This is a genomic window from Microbacterium indicum DSM 19969 (assembly GCF_000422385.1).
GTDB classification, from domain to species: domain Bacteria; phylum Actinomycetota; class Actinomycetes; order Actinomycetales; family Microbacteriaceae; genus Microbacterium; species Microbacterium indicum.
In genome coordinates this window covers 1-18,974 of sequence record NZ_AULR01000019.1, presented here as the reverse complement: position 1 = coordinate 18,974, position 18,974 = coordinate 1, and the positions used below count along the sequence as shown (strand labels likewise).

Below are 18,974 nucleotides of genomic sequence, written 5' to 3'. Positions count from 1 at the left end.
GGCTTCAATCTACGCGGCGGCCCCGCGCACGAGCGCGCTCGCCGCCGCGGCGGCGTCGAGCAGGAGGGGGACGACGCGGTGCTCGCGCGCGGGCAGCCGGTGCGAGCGCATCGAGAGCGCGACGGATCCCACGACCTTCCCCTCGGTCGACCGCACGGCGGCGGCCGCGCAGGTCTGCCCCATGACGAACTCGCCGTTCTCCCACGCGACGCCGTGCTGCGCGACGCGGTCGAGGTTGCGGTCGAGCTCGGCGCGCGAGGTGATGGTGTGCGGCGTGAGCGGCGCCATGCCTCGGTGCCCCAGCAGGCCGTCGCGCTCCTCGTGCGTCATGCCCGCGAGGATGATCTTGCCGAACGCCGTCGCGTGCATCGCCTCGTGGAACCCGAACCTCAGGCCCGACAGCCGCGGGTGCTCGGGAGAGTCGGCGACGTAGGCGAGGACGGCGTCGGCCCCGCGGTACACGGCGTAGTACGCCGCGACCTCGCCCTCGCGGTGCAGCCGGTCGACGATCCGCCGCATGCCCGGCGATGTGCCGAGCTGCTGGTGCAGCGCGACGCCGAGCCGGTTGAGCGCGTACCCCAGCTCGAAGCGCCCCTCGGCCTTGAGATGCACGAGGTAGCCCTCGTCGACGAGGCCCTGCGCGAGCCGGTACACCGTCGGGAGCGAGCAGCCGAGCTCCGCCTGGATCTCGTGCGCCGTCGCGCCGCCGCGGTCGGCGACGATCTCGATGATCCGCAGCGGCCGCATCGTGATCGACGCCGAGGGGCGCTCTCCTGCCGTGGGAGCGCCCCTCGACGTCATCGTCATGACAGCAGTCTGGCTCACAGATCCCCGCGTCGCATCTGATCGGCGATGAACTCGGCCTGCCGTATCGCGAGCGCCACGATCGTGAGCGTCGGGTTCGCCGCGGCGCCCGTCGTGAACACGGATCCGTCGCCGACGAACAGGTTCGGCACGTCGTGCGCGCGCCCCCACCGGTCGACGACGCCGTCCTCGGGCCGCTCGCTCATGCGCGCCGTCCCGAGGTTGTGCGTCGAGGGGTAGGGCGGCGTGCGGTGCACCGCGACGGCCCCGACGGCCTCGTAGAGCAGCTCGGCCCGCTCGTACGCGTAGGTGCGCATGCGCAGGTCGTTGTCGTGGTCGTCGTAGTGGACGTTCGGCACGGGGAGGCCGAAGCGGTCGGTCACCGAGCGGTTGAGCGTCACGCGGTTCGACTCCTGCGGCATGTCCTCGCCCACGATCCACATGCCCGCCGTGTTCTCGTATCCGTCGAGGATCGCGGCGAAGCCCGGCCCCCAGGCACCCGGATCCGCGAAGCTCGCGAGGAACGCGGGCCCGAGCGAGATCGTCTCCATGTAGTAGCCGCCGACGAAGCCGCGGCGCGGGTCGTGCACCGACTCGTCGGCGATGAGGCCCGCCATCGTCTCTCCGCGGTACATGTGCACGGGCTTGTCGAAGCGCGCGTACACGGATCCCGTGAGGTGGCGCATGTAGTTGCGCCCCACCTGGCCCGACGAGTTCGCGAGGCCGTCGGGGAACGACGGGCTCGCCGACATGAGGAGCAGGCGCGGCGTCTCGATCGCGTTGCCCGCGACGACGACGACGCGCGCCTTCTGGCGGTGCAGCGCGCCGTCGGAGTCGATGTACATGACGGCGTCGGCGTGGCCGTTCGCGTCGTGCACGATCTGCACCGCCTGGCACTCGGCGCGCAGGTCGAGAAGCCCCGTCTCGAGGGCGCGCGGGATCTCGCGGATCGCCGTGCTCCACTTCGAGCGGTTCTTGTCGCCCTGGAAGTTGAAGCCGTCCTGGATGCTCGCGGGCCGCCCGTCGTAGGGCTCGGCGTTCGTCCCGTACGGGCCCGTCGCGTAGTGCTTGTAGCCGAGCGCCTCGGCGCCGGCCGCGAGGACCTTGTAGTTGTTGTTCGCGGGAAGCGGCGGGCGGCCGCCGCGGTGCGTCGACCCGATCGCGTCCTCGGCCCGCTCGTAGAACGGCTCCATCTCGGCGAGGTCGACGGGCCAGTCGAGCAGGTTCGCCCCCTCGACGCGGCCGTACGAACTGCGCGCGCGGAACTCGTGCGGGTGGAAGCGCGGCGTCGCCCCCGACCAGTGCGTCGTCGTGCCGCCGACGGCCTTGACGATCCACGCCGGCAGGTTGGGGAAGTCGCGCGCGACGCGCCAGGATCCGCTCGTCGTGCGCGGGTCGAGCCACGCCATCTGGTTGAAGGCCGGCCACTCCTCGTTGACGTAGTGGTCGGGCTCGAGGTACGGGCCCGCCTCGATGACGACGACGGGGATCCCCTTCCGCGTCAGCTCGTAGGCGAGCGTTCCGCCTCCCGCGCCCGAGCCGACGATGACGACGGCGTCCTCGTCGCGGTCGATCGGCTTGCCGAACCGGTTCTCGGTGGGCCCGCTCATCGTGCGACCCCCGCCCCGGCCGCCGCCGTGCGCGGCTGCTGCACGCGCGCCGCCGCCGTGCCCGTCGCGGGGCCTCCCGCGTACGGCATCGGGTCGAGCTCCTCGCCGTCGTACTCCTCGATGCGCGGATCCGGCAGCCAGTCGAGGTCGTCGAAGCCCCGCTTCAGGTACCCGCCCTTGTCGAACGACGGCCCCTCGTAGCCGAGCACCGCCCACACGTCGGGGTCGTCGTAGAGGTTGAGCACGGCGGTGCGGCGCAGGAAGCCGAAGAAGTCGGTCGTCTCGATCGTGCGCAGCACGCCGACCGCGTCGTCGTCGCCGAGCGCGAGGAAGTCGCCGTCGGCGAGCCCGTCGATCGTGATGAGGCCCTGCGTCAGGACGACGCGCAGCCACGTCGAGGTGCGCGCCTCGTCGAGGATGATGCCGGCCGTGCGCTCATAGGGCCCGTCGGGGAACCGCTCGTGCGGGAACGCGACCCGCAGGATCCGGACGAGCACGTCGGCCGCGCGCTCGGTGAGTTCGGTGTCGTTCAGCTGTGGGAACTTCGCGGGATAGGCCACGATTCCTCCTCTTCGTCGAGGTCAGCCGCGGCTTCCTCGCCGCGGTGATCCCACTGTCGGCGCGGCCCGCGGCACCCGGCCAGACGCGTTCTCACTGGATGAGAACGGGGATCGCGGGCCGGATCCGGGAGTGCTGATCTGAGGGTGTCGCACCGACGCGACCCCTTCTGATCACACGAGAACGGAGCAGACGACGATGTCCAAGGTCCTCATCATCGCGGGAGACTTCTCGGAGACCCTCGAGGTCTTCTACCCCTACGAGCGGCTGCGCGAGGAGGGCTACGAGCCCGTCATCGCCGCCCCCACCCAGAAGCGCCTGCAGTTCGTGGTGCACGACTTCGAGCCCGGCTACGAGACGTTCACCGAGAAGCTCGGGCACGGCTGGCCGGCCGACGTGGCGCTGGCCGACGTGGATCCGTCCGAGTACGTCGCGCTCGTCGTGCCCGGGGGCCGTGCCCCCGAGTACCTGCGCAACAACCCCGACGTGAAGCGCATCGTGGCGCACTTCTTCGGCGCCGACGCCCCCGTCGCCGTGACGTGCCACGGCCCGATCATCCTCGCGAAGGCGGGCGTGCTCGCCGGCCGCACGGTGTCGGGCTTCCCCGAGATCGCGCCCGACGTCGAGGCGGGAGGCGGCACCTACCAGAACAGCGAGGCGCTCGTCGACGGCGCGCTCGTGAGCGCCCGCGCCTGGAACGACAACGGGCCGTGGTTCCGCGAGTTCATCAAGGTGCTCCGCGAGAAGGCGCCGCTCGCCTGATCCACCCCATGAGGCCCCTGTGCGTCTGTGCGCACGGGGGCCTCTTTTGGCACACTGGGAGGCATGACCTCTCGAGCAGGCCTCCCCGCCGAGCCCAGCGACCTCACCGACATCGACGCGCTGATCGCGGCGTACTACGACCGGCGGCCCGACCCGCAGGTCGCGTCGCAGCAGGTCGTCTTCGGCACGAGCGGGCACCGCGGATCCAGCCTCTCCACGAGCTTCAACGAGTGGCACATCCTCGCGACGACGCAGGCCATCGTCGACTACCGGAACGAGCAGGGCATCGAGGGCCCGCTGTTCCTCGGCCGCGACACCCACGCGCTCTCGCTCCCCGCCGAGAAGACGGCGATCGAGGTCCTCGTCGCGAACGGCGTCGGCGTGCGCGTCGACAGCCGCGACGCGTGGGTCCCGACCCCGGCCCTGAGCCACGCGATCCTGACCTACAACCGCGGCAAGGCGGCGGGCGACCCGACGGCGGCCGACGGCATCGTCGCGACCCCCAGCCACAACCCGCCCCGCGACGGCGGCTTCAAGTACAACCCCCCGCACGGCGGGCCCGCCGACACCGACGCGACGAGCTGGATCGCCGACCGCGCCAACGCCTACATCGCGGCGGGCCTCGAGGGCGTCAAGCGCGTGCGCGACGCCGACATCGACGACGACGCCCTCGGCGAGTACGACTTCCGCGCCGCCTACGTCGACGACATCGCGAGCATCATCGACGTCGAGGCGATCCGCAAGGCGGGCGTCCGCATCGGCGCCGACCCGCTCGGCGGCGCCTCCGTCGAGTACTGGCAGCTCATCGCCGACACCTACGGCCTCGACCTCACGGTCGTGAACCCCGACGTCGACCCGACCTGGAAGTTCATGACGCTCGACTGGGACGAGAAGATCCGCATGGATCCGTCGTCCCCGTCGGCCATGGCGTCGCTCGTCGCCCGCCGCGACGAGTACGACGTGCTCACGGGCAACGACGCCGACGCCGACCGCCACGGCATCGTCACGCCCGACGCGGGGCTCATGAACCCCAACCACTATCTCGCCGTCGCGATCGACTACCTCTTCGCGCACCGGCCCGGGTGGAGCGCCGACGCCGCCGTCGGCAAGACCCTCGTGTCGTCGATGATGATCGACCGCGTGACCACCGCGCTCGGCCGCCGCCTGCTCGAGGTCCCCGTCGGCTTCAAGTGGTTCGTGCCGGGGCTGCTCGACGGATCCGTCGCCTTCGGCGGCGAGGAGTCGGCCGGCGCCTCGTTCCTGCGCCACGACGGATCCGTGTGGACGACCGACAAGGACGGCATCCTGCTGTGCCTCCTCGCGGCCGAGATCATCGCCGTGACGGGCAAGACCCCCTCGCAGCGCTACGCCGAGCTCGAGGCCGAGTACGGCGCCTCGTCGTACCAGCGCGTCGACGCCCCCGCGGCGCCCGAGGAGAAGGCGGCGCTCAAGGCGCTCTCGCCCTCCGACGTCTCGGCGTCGACCCTCGGAGGGGATCCCATCACCGCCAAGCTCGCCGAGGCGCCGGGCAACGGCGCGGCGATCGGCGGGCTCAAGGTGCAGACCGAGTTCGCGTGGTTCGCCGCGCGCCCCTCCGGCACCGAGGACGTCTACAAGCTCTACGCCGAGAGCCTCAAGGGCCCCGAGCACCTCGCGCAGGTGCAGGCCGAGGCGCGCGAGATCGTCGCCGCGGTCCTCGGCTGACCCGCGGCTACTCGGCCGGCGTGTATGTGAGCTGCGTCGGGTAGTCGGGCGACGACGGGGCGAGGAGCTCGAGCGTCGCGCCCTCGTCGTCGGCGACCGTGACCTGGACCGTCTCGTCGTCGGAATCGTCGCTCTCGAGCGTCCAGCCGTCGAGGGATCGGATCCACTCGCCGAGCGCCTGCGCGTCCTCCGTCGATCCCTCGATCGTCGTCGAGGTGGGATCCGTCGTGCTGTAGGTGCGCCAGAGGTCGCTCGGCGCGAACGCGTCGTCCGCGGGGAGCGGCGAGGTCCACATGTCGGTCGGGGATCCGTCGGTGAGCTGGTCGAACGCCGCCGGGAGGTAGGAGGAGTACTCGACGCCGGCGTCGCTCGTGCGGCCGTCGGCCCTGCGCTCCGCGTTCCCGTCGGTCGTCCCGGGGTCGTCGACGGCGACCACGGTCTCGCCGCCGCGCGAGTCGCTCCACACCTCGCCGGCCCACTGGTCGGCGACGTCCTGGGCCCACGTCTCGAGGTCGTCGGCGGTCCCCGACTCGGAGACGAGCACGACGGCCGCCAGCTGCCCGTCGGCGTCGATCCGCACGCGCGTCTCGTCGAACGGGGCGCCGCTCGGGAGCGGGATGTCCCACGCCTCGGGGACGCGGTCGGCGTCGAGCTCGACGGGGAACATCGGCACGGGGCCGCCCGTCGCGGTCGGGATGGGGTTCGGGGTCGGCGACGCCGTCTCGGTCGCGGCCTCCGTCGGCTGCGCCGCCGGTGCCGTTGGCGTGGCGCAGCCCGCGAGCACGAGGATCCCGGTCACCGCCGCCACTCCGAAAGCTGCCTTGCGCATGCCTCCACCGTATGCGCAACGCTCCGCCGCCGGAAGACGGATGCCCGATCGCCGTGGGTCAGACGGTGCGGGCGAGCTCGGAGATCCGCTCCGCGGCGGCGGCTCGCTCCTCGCGGCCGCGCGCGGCGAACGGGCGCAGCGGCTCGGCGCGGTCGCCGAGGGTGATGCTCTGCGTGACGATCGTGAGGTCCATGCCGAGCGCACCCCGCAGGATCAGATCGAGGACGGGCGATCCGTGATCCCAGCCGGCCGTCTCGCCCTCGTAGACGGCGCCGCGCGTGACGACCGCGACGACGGGGCGGCCGGCGAGCGGCCGCACGTCGCCCGCGAGGCGCCCGGGGATGTGGATGCGGTCGATCCACGCCTTGAGCGTCGATGGCACCGTGTAGTTGTAGAGCGGCGCGCCGATGACGACGGCGTCGGCCGCGAGCAGCTCGTCGATGAGCTCGTCCTGCAGCAGCTCGGATGCGCGCGAGACGGCGTCGTCGTCGAGGCGCGTCTCCGGGGTCCAATGCAGGCCCGCGTCCTCGAGGTGCGGGAGCGGGTTCACGTGCAGGTCGCGGTGCGTGACGGTGCGGTCGGCGCCGCGGGCGGCCCATTCGTCGGTGAACAGCGCCGTGAGCGCACGCGAGTCGGAGTGACGCAGGTCGGCGGACGAGTCGATGCGCAGGAGGTGGGGCATGCGCCCATCCTCCCGCACGCCGTCCGCCCCGGCACGACCACGGCAGAACCGGCCAGCCCCGGGCCGACCTCGGCGTGTCCCGACCCCCGGCGTGATTTCCGCCGTACTTCTGCCCCCGCGCGGGGCGACACTCGGGCGGCCGGGAGGCGAAACCCCGCCGGGCAGGTGACGCAACCCGGCCGGGCGGCAGGTCCGGCCGGACGGCACCGGCCGACCGCGCGGCCCCTCCGCCCCTCCGGCACAACCACGGCAGAACTGGCCGAGCGGGCGCCGCCCACGGCGCGTCCCGACCCCCGGCGCGAATTCCGCCGTAGTCGTGCCCGGCGGCGGGAGGAAGGGGCCGCGGCCCGATCAGCGGGGCGGGCCCCAGGGGCCGGGGCGGTGCGGCCAGGCGTCGGCGAGGCGGGAGAGCAGCTCGGCGAGCTGGGCGCGCTCGGCATCGGTGAACCCCTCGAGGGCCTCGGCGACGGCGTCGGTGCGCGATCCGCGCATGCGCTCGGCCATCGCGCGCCCCTCGCGGGTCAGCAAGATGAGGGTGCGGCGTGCGTCGTCGGGATCCGCCTCCCGCCGCGCGAAGCCCGCGTGCACGGCGCCCTGCACGAGGCGGCTCGCGCGCGGCTGGTCCACGCCGATCCTCTCGGCGAGCACGCTCACCGAGACCGGCTCTTCCGCCTCGGCGAGCGCGTCGAGCAGCCGGATCAGCGCCATCCCCCGTCCGCCGCGCCCGTGCGGCCCACCATGCGGACCGCCGTGCGCGCCGCCGTGCGCGCCGCCGTGGGGCGGCATCATCCCCGGGCCGAACGGCGGGCGCATCCCCCCGCGCAGGCGGGCGAGGGCGGAGGCGATCCGGTCGGCGTCGTTCACGGATCCAGACTACATGTCACTTGACATGGATCAGAATGCATGTCACAGTACATACATGTCATTTGACATGCATACGAAAGGACACCCGATGAGCACCATCGACACCACCTCCGCACGTTCCCTCGCCCGCTGGGCCGCCGTGGTCCACCACCGTCTGCGCAGCCGCATGGCCGACGGCGACGCCGACCCGCGCGCGCTCCTCGCGCTCAGCGCGATCGACGGATCCGAGAAGGTCGGCGACAAGCGCCGCGCCCGCGCGATCCACATGGCGGCCAGCAACGGCTGGGCCACCGAGATCGACGGGACCTGGCGCCTCACCGACGCCGGAACCGCCGAGAAGAAGCGCCTCGCCGACGGCCTCGCCGGCGTCGACGCGCTGATCCAGGACGCCGTGAGCCCCGAGGATCTCGACACCACCGTCGCAACTCTCGAGAAGCTCGCGACGGCCCTCGACCTCGAGGACGACGACGAGCCCGCCCCGCATGGCGAGCACGGGCCCGGCTTCCGCCGCCCGCCCTTCGGCCGCCGCGGGTTCGAGTTCGGCTTCGGCGGCGACTTCGGTCACCACGGCCACCACGGGCACCACGGCCGCCGCGGCTTCTGAGCCGTGATCGCGCCGACGGGCCGCGGGAGGATCACCCCTCCCGCGGCCTTCCGCGTCTCCGGCCCCTGAACGATGCGACCCTGGAGGCATGGCACTCTCGCTCGGCATCGCCGGATCCGCAGGCCCCGATCTCGCCGCCCGCCTCGCGCCGCGGCTCGAGGAGGCGGGGTTCCGCACCCTCTGGATCAACGAGGGCCCTGGCGACGACGCCCTCGAGGTCGCCGCGGCGGCCGCGCGCGCGACGACGGATCTGCGCGTCGCGACGGGCGTCATCGCGATCGACCGCCGCCCCGCGGGCGAGATCCTCGCGGGGATCGCGCGGCTCGGGATCCCCGAGGACCGCCTGACCCTCGGGATCGGATCCGGCCGCCTGAGGAAGGGCGCGCTCGACGCGACCCGTGCGGCGCTCGGCGAGCTGCGCGCGGGCACGGCCGCCCGCCTCGCGGTCGGCGCGCTGGGGCCGAGGATGCGCGCCCTCGCCGCCGAGCACGCCGACGGGATCGTCCTCAACTGGCTGACCCCGGCCGCCGCCGCGGCGCAGCGCGACGAGCTGCACGCCGCGAACCCGGGCGCGACGGCGACGCTGTACGTCCGCACGAACGCGGATCCCGCGGCCCGCGCGCGCCTCGAGAGCGAGGCCGACGCCTACGCGCAGCTCCCCGCGTACGCCGCGAACTTCGCGCGCCTCGGGTTCGCGGCGCGCGACACGACGCTGTCGGCCACCGACGAGATCGGCGAGCGCCTCGCCCGCTACCGCGACGCGGTCGACGAGGTCGTGCTGCGGGCGATCACGCCGTCGGGCGCCCTCGACGAGCTCCTGGACTTCCTGCCACTGATCCGGGGCTGATCCGGGATCAGGCCGCGCGGCGGACGAGCTCGCGCAGGCGCGCCTCGACCTCGGGCGTGATCTCGAGCACCGCGAACGACACGGGCCACATCGGGCCGTCGTCGAGCGCCGCCGCCTCGTCGAACGACACTGTCCCGTAGCGCGTGTCGAACTTCGACGCCGGCTGGTAGAAGGTCACGACCTTGCCGTCGCGGGCGTACGCCGGGAACCCGTAGAACGTCTTCGGATCCAGCTGCGGCGCCTCCTCCGACACGATCTGGTGGAACTTCGTCCCGATCGCCTTGTCGACGCCCTCGAGGCCGTCGATCGCCTCGATGCACGCCTCGAGCTCGCGCGCGAGCTTCGCCGCGCCCTTGAGCCCCTTGGTGCTGCGCAGCTCCTCCGCGCGCTGCTTCATCGCCGCGCGCTCGTCGTCGCTGAACCCGCTCTTCGTGTCGGTCATAGCCTCATTCTGCACGAGGGATCACGGCATCCAGGGCTCGCCCGGCGCGACCTCGATCTCCTGCTCGACGTCGAGGACGATCTGGGAGTCGACGTGCTCGGTCATCGCGACGATCGCGGTCTCGATCACGGTCCCGACCCAGATCCGCCGCACGGGCAGGAGCGGGTTCGGCGACGTCTCGTAGACCTTCGCCTGCCCCGGCAGTCGGACGCCCTGCGACGACTCCGACTGCTCGGCCGTCACCGACCACGCGCGCGCCGTCTCGTTGAACACGAAGCGCGAGTCCCCCGCGCGCAGCTTCGACGAGCGGAACGCCGCGGCGAACGTGCTGCCGATCGGCTTGTCGTCCACGAAGAAACCCGCACGGCGTCGCCCGCACGGGCGAAGAACGGCGCCGCCACCGCGATCCGCTTCTGCATGTCGATCTCCTCTGCTCTCTGATCTCGTGGTCATCCCACCGCACCCGGGTGAACTCCCGGTCACGATCCGCCGCTCGATACGCTGAGACGATGTTCGACAGCCCGCTCGCGACCTCGCCCTACGAGGTGCTCGGCGTCGCGGCGACGGCGTCGGCCGACGAGCTGCGGCGAGCGCACCGCGCCCGACTGCGGGCGACGCACCCCGACACGGGGGGCGACGCCGCGCTGTTCGTGCAGGTGCAGAGGGCGTGGGAGATCGTCGGCACCCCCGAGGGCCGCGCGGCGTTCGACGCGCAGCGCGAGTACACGCCGTCGGCGTGGCTGCCGCCGCGCGACACCCGCGTGCGGGCGCAGTCGTTCGGAACCGCGGGCCGCCGGATGCGCGGGATCTACGAGGGCGCCATGGCGGGGGTCGCGGATCCGTACGCCGCGGCGGCGGTCCGCGAGGCGCCGTGGGAGATCCGCGCGCTCCTCGCCCGGGCGCTCGCGCAGGAGGCGACGGGTCACGAGATCGACGGGCTCGGCATGGGCTTCACGGTGTGGCACGACGTGGAGGTGCGCGGCGGGGCGATCGACCACGTCGTGCTCAGCCCGTCCGGCCTCTACGCGGTGCAGTCGCTCGACCTCGGCGGGCCCGTCCGTCTGCGCCGCGCCGAGATCCTCGGATCCGACACCCCGGTCGCCGATCTGAAGTACCGAATCCGTCATCTCGCGAAGCTCGCGGGGGTGCGCTTCGGTGGGGCCGTCGTGGCGTTCCCCGACGCCGACCTGCAGGACCCCGCGGCGCCGCTCGCGGGATCCCTCCCGACGCTCGTCGTCGGGCAGGGCGTCGTCGCCCACGTGCTGCGCGGGGGCGTGCCCAGCGCGCGGCGGATCGGCGGCGTCGAGCTGTTCGACATCCGCACCCGGCTCCGGGCGCGGATCCCGCTGGGGTGATGAGACGCGACGGCGGGAGTCGAACCCGCAACGGCTGACGGTATGACCCGCGCCCCGGGACCGCCCGGATCGCCGCGATGCCTCGACGCTACGCGGCCGGGAGGCGGTGCGGGCCGATGTGACGCGGGGTGACGACACGGGGCGTCACGATCGGCCCCGGGGTGCGCCGCGGATCCATAGGCTCGACCCGTGACCCGCTACGACGACATCACCGCCGCATTCGGCGGAACGCCCCTCGTCCGTCTCAACCGCGTGAACGACGGCGGCGCGACCGTCTACGCGAAGCTCGAGTTCTACAACCCGGGGTCGAGCGTCAAGGACCGCCTCGCGGTCGCGCTGATCGATGCGGCCGAGGAGTCGGGCGAGCTGGCGCCCGGCGGCACGATCGTCGAGTCGACGAGCGGCAACACCGGCATCGGGCTCGCGCTCGTGGCGGCGGCGCGCGGTTATCGGGTCGTCCTGACGATGCCCGCGTCGATGTCCAAGGAGCGGCGCGCGATCCTCCAGGCGCTCGGGGCCGAGCTGATCCTCACGAACCCGCACCTGGGGATGACGGAGTCGATCCGCGTCGCCGAGGAGTACGTCGCTGAGCATCCCGGCGCGATCCTCGCGAAGCAGTTCGAGAACGCGGCGAACCCCGCGATCCACGTCGCGACGACGGGGCCCGAGATCTGGGCCGACACCGAGGGCGGCGTCGACGTGTTCGTCGCGGGCGTCGGGACGGGCGGAACCGTGACGGGCGTCGGCCGCTATCTCAAGGAGCGCAAGCCCGAGGTGAAGGTCGTCGCGGTCGAGCCGAAGGACTCGCCGCTGCTGACGGGCGGGCAGGCGGGCGGGCACCGGATCCAGGGCATCGGCCCGAACTTCGTCCCGCCGATCCTCGACCGCGACGTGATCGACGAGGTCGTCGACGTCGAGTTCCCCGACGCGGTGCGGGTCGCGCGCGACCTCGCGACGCGGGAGGGGATCCTCGCGGGCTTCTCGTCGGGCGCTGCGGTCTGGGCCGCGCTCGAGCTGTCGCGCCGCCCGGAGCACGCGGGCCAGACGATCGTCGCGATCGTCCCCGACTCGGGCGAGCGCTACCTCACCACGACGCTCTACAAGGACCCCGAGCCGGCCCCCGCCGCGTAAGTTTCGTCGGCATCGGCGGGAGCCGCGCGGGAGGTGGTCGGGCAGCCGGCTCAGCGCTCGCGCTCCAGGAACCGCACGGTCTCGGGGTGCTGCGGGGCGTCGAACACCTGCGCGGGGGTGCCCTGCTCGACGATCCGCCCGCCCTGCATGAACACGACCCGGTCGGCGACCTCGCGCGCGAACGCCATCTCGTGCGTCGCCATGAGCATCGTCGACCCGCGGTCCTTGAGCACGCGCACGAGATCCAGGACCTCCCCCACCAGCTGGGGGTCGAGGGCGCTCGTGATCTCGTCGAGCAGCAGCAGCTCGGGATCCGTCATGACGGCGCGCACGATCGCGACGCGCTGCTGCTGGCCGCCCGAGAGCCGGTCGGGGAACTCGCGCGCCTTGGCCCCGAGGCCCAGCGTCTCGAGGAGCTCCATCCCCCGCTCGCGCGCGACGCCCTTCGCGACGCCGTGCACCTTCCGCGCCGCGAGGGTGACGTTGTCGATCACCCGCAGATGCGGGAAGAGGTTGAAGTGCTGGAAGACCACGCCGATCCGCGCCCGCACGGCGTCCGGGTCGACGGACGGATCCGTGATGTCGTCGCCGCCGAGCAGGATCCGCCCGTCGTCGACCCGCTCGATGAGGTTGATCGTCCGCAGGAGCGTCGACTTGCCGGATCCGGATGCCCCGATGAGCACGACGACCTCGTGCCGCTCGAGCGACAGGTCGACGCCGCGCAGCACCTGCTGCTCGCCGAAGTCCTTCCGCACGCCCTGGACGTCGAGAACGCTCATACGACGCCTCCCATCTGCTCGCGCCGCGCGAGCCGCGCCGTCACCCAGTCGGTGAGGCGGATCATCGGGAGGCTCATGACGACGAAGAGCAGCCCCGCGACGACGTACGGCGTGAAGTTGTAGGTGTGCGCGACCTCGATCTGCGCCGCGCGGACGGCGTCGACGGCGCCGAGCACCGAGATCAGCCCCACGTCCTTCTGCATCGAGACGAAGTCGTTCATGAGGGCCGGCACGACCTTGCGCACGCCCTGCGGGATCACGACGATCCGCAGCGCCTGCCCGTGGCTCAGGCCGAGCGAGCGGGCCGCGACGCGCTGCGACGGGTGCACCGCCTCGAGCCCCGCCCGCAGCACCTCGCCCACGTACGCCGAGTAGGTCAGCACGATCGCGACGGTGCCCCAGAGGGCCGACTCGACCCGCCCGAAGATGTCGAGCGCGGGGATCCCGAAGCCGACGAGGTACAGGACGATCAGCAAGGGGATCCCGCGGAACAGGTCGGTGTACCCCGTCGCGAGCATGCGCAGGGGGAAGAACACCGGCCCGCGCAGCGAGCGCATCACGGCGAGGAGGGTGCCGAGGATCGCGACCGCGACGGCCGCGACGAGCAGCACCTGCACGTTGACCCACAGGCCCGAGAGAACGGCGGGCAGGCTCGCTGCGGCGACATCGAGGTCGAAGAAGCTGCGCCGGACGTCCTCCCAGCCGGGACTCGAGAGGACGACCCAGCCGACGACGACCGCGAACACGACCGTGCTCGCGAGCGCCACGAGCACCGACCGGGTCGACTGGCGGCGCCGGGTCGCGCGACGGCCGAGCTCGAGCTCGCTCGGCTGCCACGCGGCGTCGGTCACGGCGCTCAGCCCAGGACGGGCACGTCGACGGCGTCGCTGAGCCAGGTCTGCTCCAGCTCGTCGAGCGTTCCGTCCTCGCGCAGCGCGTCGACGGCCGCGGTGACGGGATCCGTCAGCTCGGAGTCCTTCGGCAGGACGAACGCCAGGTCGTCGCCGCCCGACGTGTCGGCGAACTGCCCGACGATCGTGCCGCCGTCGATCTCGGCGCTCGAGAGGTAGAACGCCGTCGGGAGGTCGACGACGAACGCGTCGATCTGGCCCGACTGGAAAGCGAGGACGACGTCGTCGTTCGAGTTGAAGACGCTCAGCGCGTCGTCCCCGAGCTCGGCGGCGGCGACGGTGTAGCTCGTGGTGCCGCTCATCACGCCGATGTCGTAGCTCGACAGCTCGTCGATCGTGGTGGCTCCCGCCGCCGCGGAGGAGTCGGACGTCACGACGGCCTGCGAGGTCGTGTAGTACGGCGACGAGAAGTCGACGGCCTGCTCGCGCTCCTCCGTGACCGAGAACTGCTGGATGTTGAGGTCCCAGTCCTTCTGGCCCGGCGCGATCGCGCTGTCGAAGGTCGAGCGGACCCACTCGACGTCGGAGTCGTCGAAGCCGAGCTGCTCGGCGACGGCGTACGCGACCGCCGCCTCGAAGCCCTCGCCGTTCGACGGATCGTCGTCGACGACCCACGGCTCGTAGGCGGGCTCGCCCGTCGCGATCGTGAGCGTGCCCGCGGTCAGTGTGGGCAGGGAGGCGTCGTCGGAGGACGAGGCGGAGTCGGACGACTCCGAGGCGAAGGCGCAGGAGGCGAGGCCGAGCGCTGCGGCGCCGAGCAGCGCGATCGAGCTCAGGGCGCGGGAACGCGAGGTGAGGGTCATGGGGGTCTCCAGGGAAGAAGGTGGCACCGTCCGTGCTGTGCGGCCAGTGTCGATCAGGTTAGATCACGGGCCAGGCGCCAGTCATCGAAGCTGAAACCGGGCGACACGACGCAGCTCACGAGCACCTCGCGATCGGCACGCGGGCGGGCGGCCTGCCAGGTGCCGGCGGGGACGAGGACCTGCGGCCGGTCGCCCGCCGCGAGATCGGGCCCGAGGACGACGACGGTCGCGTCGCCGGGGCGCTCGCCGGATCCGCCCAGCGAGAGCTCGAGGGATCCCGGACCGTGCCACAGCCAGACCTCGTCGCTCGTGACGACATGCCACGCGCTCTCCTCGCCCGGCGCCAGCAGGTAGTGGATGCCGGTCACGGCGGGGCGCGGGCCCGCGGGGGTGTCGACGCCGTCGCGGCCGGTCCACGTCCGGCGGAACCACCCTCCCTCGGGGTGCGGCTCGAGGCCCAGGATGTCGGCGGTCGCGGGGCGGGCTGCGGTCATGCGCGCACTCCTGTCGTGTCGGCGAATGTCGGGGACGTGTGGCGGGCGACGCCCGCGATGAGGGTCGCGGCGACGCGGCCCGCGCCGTCGGACGCGAGAAGCTCGACGGCATCGACGGCGTCGACGGTCGGTGCGTCGAGGAACGCGAGATCGGCGAGCGCCCCGACGGCGAGATAGCCCGTGCGATCGGGGCCCGTGTCGATCCCGAGCGCGTGCGCGCCGCCGAGCGTCGCGGCGCGGAGGAGCCGCTCGGCGAGATCCCGGTCGGTGTACCCCTGGGCGCGCGCGATGCGGTGCAGGGCCGCGACGTCGGCGAGGAGGTCGAGCGAGGGGCTCGACGAGAGCGAGTCGGTGCCGACCGCGATCCCGCTCCCCTCGACGAGGTAGGCGGCGACGGGCGGCTCGTCGAGGCCGATGACGGCGTTCGAGCGCGGACAGAGCGCGACGGAGGTGCCGCGCGCGCGGAGCAGGGCGCGGTCGCGCGACGTCATGTAGACCCCGTGGGCGATGTGGCAGTCGGGGCCGAGCACGCCGAGGCGATCGACGAACTCCGTGGCGCCCGTCCCGTACCCGGCGCCGCGCAGCTCGCGGAAGCTGCCCGGGAGGCTGTCGTGCCAGGGCAGCGGATCCCGCAGCGGCGGCAGCTCCTCCCGCTCGAACGCGGCCTCGCCGAGGTGCAGGTGGATCCGCCCGCCGCGCTCGCGCACGATGTCGGGGATCTCCTGCAGCGGCAGCGCGTCGAGCGAGTACGGCGCGTGCGGGGAGAGGCCCGTGCCGGGCGGCGACGGCAGCGCGTCGAGCGCGGCCTCGACCTGCGCGCGCCCCGTGGCGGCCCAGGCCGGGCCCGTCCAGCTCATGACCTCCCAGTACGTGATGCCGCCGAGACCCGCCTCGTGCAGCGCGCCTCCCGCCTCGGCGTCGGTCACGATGTCGGCGACAGCCGTCGTGCCCGCCTCGATCATCATGCGCGCGCCCGCCGCGGCGTCGGATCGCCAGTCGCGGCCGCCCGCGTAGACTGCGTCGAACGCGGCCGACCAGTCGCCGAAGCCCGCGTAGCCGCCCCGACCGACCTCGGCCATGCCCGTGTACTGCAGGTGCGAGTGGGCGTTGACGAGCCCCGGCATGAGGACGCCTGGCCAGTGCACCTCGTCGAACGCCTCGCCGCGGGCCGCGAGCTCCGCGATCACCCAGGCGCGGTCGCCGACGTGGCGGATCCGCCCGCCCGCGACCGCGATCGCGCCTCCGGGGATCGGGGGCGCCGTGATCGGGATGACGAGGCCGGCCGAGTACACCGTGACGCCCGTCATGCGCGCCGCCCCGAGGGGTAGCGCGGCGAGCGCCAGTCGACGGATCCGGGCGCCGCGGAGGCGGATCCGCGGTCGATCCGCAGGCCGCGGGCGGCGAGCGCCGCACGCGCGACGCGGTCGTCGGCCTCGGGCGACACGGCGTGGACGCCGGGGCCCGGCCGCTCGCGGAGGAGCTGAGCGAGCGCGGTGAGCTGCGCCGCGAACGAGAGATCCATGATCTCGATCGGGTTGCCCTCGCCCGCCGTGAGGTTGACCGCTCCGCCGCCGCCGAGCAGGAGGGCGCCCGAGGCGAGGCGCTCGACCCCGGGAGCGACGACGGTGCGCGGCCCGGGGATCTCGTCGACCTCGCCGGGGATACCGCCCGCGACGGCCACCGCCGCGGCGCGCTCGGCGATCGCGGCGGGAATCGTGCCGGGCGCACCCGTCGCCGAGACGACGAGCGCGCCGCGAGCGGCGTCGGCGAGCGGCGCGACCCCGTGGCCGTCGTGCGTCGCCTCGAGGGCGCGCACGGGATCCGTCTCGGCGACGCGGACCGCGGCGCCCAGCGCCGCGAGACAGGCGGCGACGCCCTGACCGACGGGACCGTAGCCGACGACGACAGCGGGCTGGTCCCGGACGGATCCGCCCGCCCGCTCGAGCAGGTCGCCGATCGCGAGCGCGCACGACTGGCCCGTGCCGTAGCGGTTGTCGAAGCGCTTCTTCACGGCGGCGTCGTTGACGGCCATGACGGGGGTGCGCAGGAGCCCGGCCTCCGCCATGCGGCGCAACGGGGTGAGGCCCGACGTCGTCTCCTCGTTCGCGCCGATCCAGGCCCCGGGGATCGCGGGGTCGATCTCGTGGGCGAGCCGGATCAGGTGGGCGCCGTCGTCGATGAGGACGTCGAACCCCGCGCGGAGGAACGACTCGGCGGCCGCGCGCTCGGACGCGCCGGACAGAGCGGGGTCGGCCGTGGTGGGGATCCCCTCGACGCGCAGGGCGTCGGCGACCGCGGCGTCGGTCTCGTCGGGGTGCGCGTAGACCGAGACCGCGGCGCCCGCGCGGCGGAGCAGGAGGGCGAGGTTCGCGGTCTTGGGCTCGAGCACCATCGAGACGCCGACGCGGAGGCCCGCGAGGTCGGTCTCCGCCGCGATCGCCGCGGAGACGGGCATGCGCTCGGCCGCGAAGGCGATGCGCCCCGCGGCGTCGCCGCGGTCGGGAAGGGGGCGTCCGTCGAGGAGGACAGGGACGCCGGTGGGATCCGTTCCCGGTGCGAGGCGGTCGAAGGCGAAGGTCAGGGATCCGGGCGCGCCCTCCGCGTCCGCAAGCGAACCGAGCGCCCGCAGCATCGCGTCGACCCGCGCGGCGACGGGCTCGTGGGAGGTGCCGCGCGCGACGGAGGCGGGCCGCGCGGCGAAGAGCAGGTTCGTGTCTCGCGCGACCCGCCGCAGGATCGCCTCGGCGTCGCGCGTCTCGTCCACGCGCCAATCCTAGGCGGGCGCCCCTCCGTGCCCCCGCCCGCGTAAGTCTCCATTTCTCCGTGTTTTCCCCACGCGAGGCGTGGGGAAAACACGGAGAAATGGAGAGTCGGCGGGGCGGGGCGCGGCATTCACGCGACGTTCACGTGCGGCCGGGGTTCCGGAATGGGAGCCTGGGCGCATGGTCTCGAAGACGGCGTTCGTTCCGCCGCGGTTCGTCTTGACGACGGCGTGGAAGGTGCACCGCCTCATCGCGCGTCGCGGCCCGGGCCGCGGCCTGTGGGAGCCGGGCGGCCGCGAGACCCGGGGCGCCATGAAGACCACGACGACGGGCCGCCGCTCCGGCGAGCCGCGCGACGCGATCGTCGCCTACTTCCCCGACGGCGACCGCGTGCACGCCCTCGCGATGAACGGCTTGGGCGAGGGCCACCCAGCCTGGTGGCTCAACCTGCGGGCGGACCTGGCGACGACGGTGATGTTCGCCGACGGATCCTCGCGCCCCATGATCGCCCGCCGCGCCGACGGCGACGAGCGCGAGCGGCTCTGGTCCGCGTGGACCGCCGACAACCCCGACCTCGAGGGCCTCGCCGCGCGCCGCACCACCCCGACCGACGTCGCCGTGCTGGAGCCCGCCGCGGCCTGACCGCCCTCGAAGTCTCCTTTTCTCCGTGTTTTCCCCACGCCTCGCGTGGGGAAAATGTCATCTCGCAGGACTTCGGTGACAGTTCTGCATCAGGACATCGGTGACGCTTCTCAGGGTCTTGGTGGTGACACTTCGGCCGGTCGGATTGGTGTGTGACCCCGTCTGAGCCCGTTGATCCCCGTGTCCGTCTCGCCATCACGCAGTGGCCCGATGATGCCCCTCGCGGGGCGGTGAGAACGTTCTGCGCCGAGCACGGCATCTCCCGCAAGACGTTCTACGCGATCCGCAAGCGAGCCGTCGAGGAAGGACCGGCGGCGGCGCTCGAGCCGAAGTCGCGTCGCCCGAAGTCGAGCCCGTCGAAGCTGGGCGACGAGATCAAACAGCAGGCCAT

Annotated in this window: 22 protein-coding genes; 8 read left to right on the top strand and 14 right to left on the bottom strand. The window is 73.1% G+C overall.

The genetic code is table 11. From position 1 onward, the window contains the following. Window positions 1-9: 9 nt before the first annotated feature. From H576_RS15640 to H576_RS15635, 3 genes are read right to left on the bottom strand one after another with little or no spacing between them, the layout of a single operon-like run. Complete coding sequence (locus H576_RS15640; protein WP_051172705.1) at window positions 10-807, bottom strand: IclR family transcriptional regulator; 798 nt, start codon at window positions 805-807, stop codon at window positions 10-12. Between the two features lie 14 nt (window positions 808-821). Next, window positions 822-2,414 carry a GMC family oxidoreductase gene (locus H576_RS0111735; protein WP_029151093.1) on the bottom strand — a complete coding sequence of 531 codons (1,593 nt, stop codon included), beginning with the start codon at window positions 2,412-2,414 and terminating at the stop codon, window positions 822-824. After that, window positions 2,411-2,974: a hypothetical protein gene (locus tag H576_RS15635; protein ID WP_211215813.1), complete on the bottom strand. Its 564-nt coding sequence runs from the start codon at window positions 2,972-2,974 to the stop codon at window positions 2,411-2,413. Before H576_RS15635 ends, H576_RS0111735 begins: the two co-directional genes overlap by 4 nt. A 196-nt stretch (window positions 2,975-3,170) precedes the next feature. On the opposite strand from H576_RS15635, the gene H576_RS0111725 reads away from it, so the two are divergent. Continuing rightward, window positions 3,171-3,734 carry a DJ-1/PfpI family protein gene (locus H576_RS0111725; protein WP_029151092.1) on the top strand — a complete coding sequence of 188 codons (564 nt, stop codon included), beginning with the start codon at window positions 3,171-3,173 and terminating at the stop codon, window positions 3,732-3,734. 63 nt (window positions 3,735-3,797) lie between these two features. Continuing rightward, window positions 3,798-5,438, top strand: coding sequence for a phosphoglucomutase (alpha-D-glucose-1,6-bisphosphate-dependent) (gene pgm / locus H576_RS0111720; protein ID WP_029151091.1), 1,641 nt, complete (start codon window positions 3,798-3,800; stop codon window positions 5,436-5,438). Between the two features lie 7 nt (window positions 5,439-5,445). Here the strand turns inward: pgm and H576_RS0111715 are convergent, their stop codons facing one another. From H576_RS0111715 to H576_RS0111705, 3 genes are all read right to left on the bottom strand, one after another. Beyond that, window positions 5,446-6,267, bottom strand: a complete 822-nt coding sequence (locus H576_RS0111715; RefSeq protein WP_156888217.1) for a hypothetical protein — start codon at window positions 6,265-6,267, stop codon at window positions 5,446-5,448. A gap of 58 nt (window positions 6,268-6,325) precedes the next feature. Continuing rightward, the gene (locus H576_RS0111710; RefSeq protein WP_029151089.1) at window positions 6,326-6,949 is read right to left on the bottom strand and encodes an FMN-dependent NADH-azoreductase; all 624 of its coding nucleotides are present in this window, start codon (window positions 6,947-6,949) and stop codon (window positions 6,326-6,328) included. A gap of 351 nt (window positions 6,950-7,300) precedes the next feature. Then, entirely contained in the window at window positions 7,301-7,813 is a 513-nt protein-coding gene (locus H576_RS0111705) for a MarR family winged helix-turn-helix transcriptional regulator (protein WP_029151088.1), read from the bottom strand. 88 nt (window positions 7,814-7,901) lie between these two features. On the opposite strand from H576_RS0111705, the gene H576_RS16165 reads away from it, so the two are divergent. After that, window positions 7,902-8,417, top strand: coding sequence for a hypothetical protein (locus H576_RS16165; RefSeq protein ID WP_029151087.1), 516 nt, complete (start codon window positions 7,902-7,904; stop codon window positions 8,415-8,417). Window positions 8,418-8,505: 88 nt separating this feature from the next. Beyond that, window positions 8,506-9,264, top strand: a complete 759-nt coding sequence (locus H576_RS0111695; protein WP_029151086.1) for an LLM class flavin-dependent oxidoreductase — start codon at window positions 8,506-8,508, stop codon at window positions 9,262-9,264. 7 nt (window positions 9,265-9,271) lie between these two features. Here H576_RS0111695 and H576_RS0111690 read toward each other — a convergent pair whose 3' ends face one another. Both H576_RS0111690 and H576_RS0111685 read right to left on the bottom strand, forming a co-directional pair. Continuing rightward, window positions 9,272-9,706: a hypothetical protein gene (locus H576_RS0111690; RefSeq protein ID WP_029151085.1), complete on the bottom strand. Its 435-nt coding sequence runs from the start codon at window positions 9,704-9,706 to the stop codon at window positions 9,272-9,274. A 21-nt stretch (window positions 9,707-9,727) separates the two neighbouring features. Beyond that, window positions 9,728-10,057 (bottom strand): hypothetical protein, encoded by a 330-nt coding sequence (locus H576_RS0111685; RefSeq protein ID WP_029151084.1) that lies wholly within the window; start codon window positions 10,055-10,057, stop codon window positions 9,728-9,730. A gap of 158 nt (window positions 10,058-10,215) precedes the next feature. Between H576_RS0111685 and H576_RS0111680 the strand changes: the two genes are divergently transcribed. Further along, window positions 10,216-11,061: a nuclease-related domain-containing protein gene (locus H576_RS0111680; protein ID WP_029151083.1), complete on the top strand. Its 846-nt coding sequence runs from the start codon at window positions 10,216-10,218 to the stop codon at window positions 11,059-11,061. Between the two features lie 189 nt (window positions 11,062-11,250). Next, complete coding sequence (gene cysK / locus H576_RS0111675) at window positions 11,251-12,192, top strand: cysteine synthase A (protein ID WP_029151082.1); 942 nt, start codon at window positions 11,251-11,253, stop codon at window positions 12,190-12,192. Between the two features lie 50 nt (window positions 12,193-12,242). Here the strand turns inward: cysK and H576_RS0111670 are convergent, their stop codons facing one another. Genes H576_RS0111670 through H576_RS15620 form a run of 6 tightly spaced genes read right to left on the bottom strand, consistent with a single transcriptional unit; the run spans window position 12,243 to window position 17,943 of the window. Beyond that, window positions 12,243-12,971 (bottom strand): amino acid ABC transporter ATP-binding protein, encoded by a 729-nt coding sequence (locus tag H576_RS0111670; protein WP_036320757.1) that lies wholly within the window; start codon window positions 12,969-12,971, stop codon window positions 12,243-12,245. Beyond that, window positions 12,968-13,822, bottom strand: coding sequence for an amino acid ABC transporter permease (locus H576_RS0111665; RefSeq protein ID WP_245559179.1), 855 nt, complete (start codon window positions 13,820-13,822; stop codon window positions 12,968-12,970). The genes H576_RS0111670 and H576_RS0111665 overlap by 4 nt, the downstream gene beginning before the upstream one ends. Before the next feature lie 5 nt (window positions 13,823-13,827). Further along, window positions 13,828-14,685 carry an ABC transporter substrate-binding protein gene (locus H576_RS0111660; protein WP_029151080.1) on the bottom strand — a complete coding sequence of 286 codons (858 nt, stop codon included), beginning with the start codon at window positions 14,683-14,685 and terminating at the stop codon, window positions 13,828-13,830. A gap of 53 nt (window positions 14,686-14,738) precedes the next feature. After that, window positions 14,739-15,179, bottom strand: coding sequence for a cupin domain-containing protein (locus tag H576_RS0111655; RefSeq protein WP_029151079.1), 441 nt, complete (start codon window positions 15,177-15,179; stop codon window positions 14,739-14,741). Then, a complete protein-coding gene (locus H576_RS15625; protein ID WP_036320753.1) occupies window positions 15,176-16,486 on the bottom strand; it encodes an amidohydrolase family protein in 1,311 nt (436 codons plus the stop codon). The genes H576_RS0111655 and H576_RS15625 overlap by 4 nt, the downstream gene beginning before the upstream one ends. Then, on the bottom strand, window positions 16,483-17,943 hold the full coding sequence (locus H576_RS15620) for an adenosylhomocysteinase (RefSeq protein WP_051172702.1): 1,461 nt from the start codon (window positions 17,941-17,943) through the stop codon (window positions 16,483-16,485). The genes H576_RS15625 and H576_RS15620 overlap by 4 nt, the downstream gene beginning before the upstream one ends. A 178-nt stretch (window positions 17,944-18,121) precedes the next feature. On the opposite strand from H576_RS15620, the gene H576_RS0111640 reads away from it, so the two are divergent. Together H576_RS0111640 and H576_RS16450 are read left to right on the top strand one after the other, a co-directional pair. Then, complete coding sequence (locus H576_RS0111640) at window positions 18,122-18,583, top strand: nitroreductase family deazaflavin-dependent oxidoreductase (protein WP_029151078.1); 462 nt, start codon at window positions 18,122-18,124, stop codon at window positions 18,581-18,583. A 152-nt stretch (window positions 18,584-18,735) separates the two neighbouring features. Continuing rightward, the coding region (locus tag H576_RS16450) for a helix-turn-helix domain-containing protein (protein ID WP_156888216.1) at window positions 18,736-18,974 on the top strand (239 nt) is incomplete at its 3' end.